Annotated in this window: 3 protein-coding genes and 1 pseudogene; 2 read left to right on the forward strand and 2 right to left on the reverse strand. The window is 62.3% G+C overall.

Annotated features, from left to right (window positions below):
• Together LQ956_RS14825 and LQ956_RS14830 are read left to right on the forward strand one after the other, a co-directional pair.
• Positions 1-243, forward strand: a pseudogene (locus LQ956_RS14825) (hypothetical protein); the annotation flags it as partial.
• The gene (locus LQ956_RS14830; RefSeq protein WP_238630334.1) at positions 240-398 is read left to right on the forward strand and encodes a hypothetical protein; all 159 of its coding nucleotides are present in this window, start codon (positions 240-242) and stop codon (positions 396-398) included. The pseudogene LQ956_RS14825 and the gene LQ956_RS14830, both read left to right, overlap by 4 nt.
• On the opposite strand, the gene LQ956_RS14835 is transcribed toward LQ956_RS14830, so the two are convergent.
• The gene (locus tag LQ956_RS14835) at positions 340-957 is read right to left on the reverse strand and encodes a PIN domain-containing protein (RefSeq protein WP_238630333.1); all 618 of its coding nucleotides are present in this window, start codon (positions 955-957) and stop codon (positions 340-342) included. The genes LQ956_RS14830 and LQ956_RS14835 overlap by 59 nt on opposite strands.
• Positions 957-1,409, reverse strand: a complete 453-nt coding sequence (locus LQ956_RS14840) for a helix-turn-helix domain-containing protein (RefSeq protein ID WP_238630332.1) — start codon at positions 1,407-1,409, stop codon at positions 957-959. The genes LQ956_RS14835 and LQ956_RS14840 overlap by 1 nt, the downstream gene beginning before the upstream one ends.
• Positions 1,410-1,452: the final 43 nt, after the last annotated feature.

Below are 1,452 nucleotides of genomic sequence, written 5' to 3' on the forward strand. Positions count from 1 at the left end.
GGCCTGGACACCCCGGTAGATAACCGGACCGCCAAGGGCAAGCCCATCAAGCGCCATTATTATTTCGATATCCGCACTGCCCTGGAGGGGGAGGATCGCCTGGAGGATGCGGTGATCGCGGTGGACGAGCATCGCCAGGCCCGCAAGAACTTCAGCCGCGACGTGGATATCGACCTCTCCACCTGCCAGCTGGAGTGCGTCTGCAGGATCATCAGCAGGTCCAACTCGAGGATGAGGCGATGAACGCGATCCTTGAGGGCCACCGCATCCCCGCCGCGACGCTGCGTGACGATGACTTCGACGCCTTCTATCAGCAGCGCAAGCGCCGCCTGCTGGAGATCATCGAAAAGGCCATGGGCAAGAAGTCGTTGTGCAAGTTCGCCCAAGCAGCTTTCTGAACAAGCTAAAGTAGCTCGATGAAGTCCTGCAATCGGTCGGCGGTGACGACCAGGCCACAGGCCGCCAGAGTATCGAGATACTCCTTGGCACTTTTCGGAGGCTTGCGCGGTGGCGATGGACGGTCCTGAGCACCAGCCCCTCGTTCAGCTCGAACTGCTGTTCCAGGAAGGTATCGGGATGGACAGCCTCGACCCCGAAGCTGGCCAGGGTGTCGGTAGGGAAGTCCTTCAGATTGAAGGTGATAATTAGCTGCGCCCCGGCACGAATGGCTGCGGCCAGCACATGACGGTCGTCAGGATCGGGTAGCTGAAGCGCCGGGATCAGCGGCTCGTGTCCGGTGACCAGGGCATCTGGCACCGCTTGATTCATGAGTCCGACGGTTCGCGGTAGCGCGTCCGCCAGTTCGGTACGCTTCTTGAGCAGGTTGCGCGTCCACTCGTCGTGGATCTGCTCGGTCCAGCGCGCGGCATAGAGTCCCGAGATGGCCAGGCGCATCAACAGGTCCCGCAGGGGCGCGGGATAGAGCACGCAGGCGTCGTAGACGACTACGAAGCGCATCAGTAGCCCATGTCCAGGTCCTGAGCCTGGTCGGCCAGCTCCTGTAGAGCAGCCTCGGAGGCCTCCTCCTGCTGGCGCTTGTAGGCCAACAGATCCTGCAGGCGAATCCGCCGGTGTGTGCCCACTCGGGTGAAGGGAATCGTGCCCTCTTCGAGCAGCTTGACCAGATGCGGCCGCGAGACATTAAGCATGTTGGCGGCTTCCTGGGTCGTCACCTCGGCATGGGTAGGCAGGATGGTCACGGCATTGCCCTGGGCCATCTCGGTCAGCAGGTCGCGCAGCAGCACCAGCGCCTGACGGGGCAGCACCAGGTCTGCTCCATCCAGCTTGATATGCGCCCGGTCGCTCTCGGGCCGCTCACGGAGCAACTGGCTAAGCTCGGTGGCGCTGGCCCTGGCCAGATGGGTGAGCTCGCAGTTTTCAGGCGCTGTATCTTGGGTGGCGGTGTTCATAGAATCTCCGCAAGGAAACCCGCGATTTCAATCGCGGGAGGAA

Origin of the sequence: Ectothiorhodospira lacustris (genome assembly GCF_022227845.1) — a bacterium.
Taxonomy (GTDB): domain Bacteria; phylum Pseudomonadota; class Gammaproteobacteria; order Ectothiorhodospirales; family Ectothiorhodospiraceae; genus Ectothiorhodospira; species Ectothiorhodospira lacustris.

Excerpts from the sequence above, each read along its gene's own strand:
- LQ956_RS14835 (WP_238630333.1), bottom strand. The coding sequence starts at position 957 with ATGCGCTTCGTAGTCGTCTACGACGCCTGCGTGCTCTATCCCGCGCCC.
- LQ956_RS14830 (WP_238630334.1), top strand. The coding sequence starts at position 240 with ATGAACGCGATCCTTGAGGGCCACCGCATCCCCGCCGCGACGCTGCGT.
- LQ956_RS14840 (WP_238630332.1), bottom strand. The coding sequence starts at position 1,409 with ATGAACACCGCCACCCAAGATACAGCGCCTGAAAACTGCGAGCTCACC.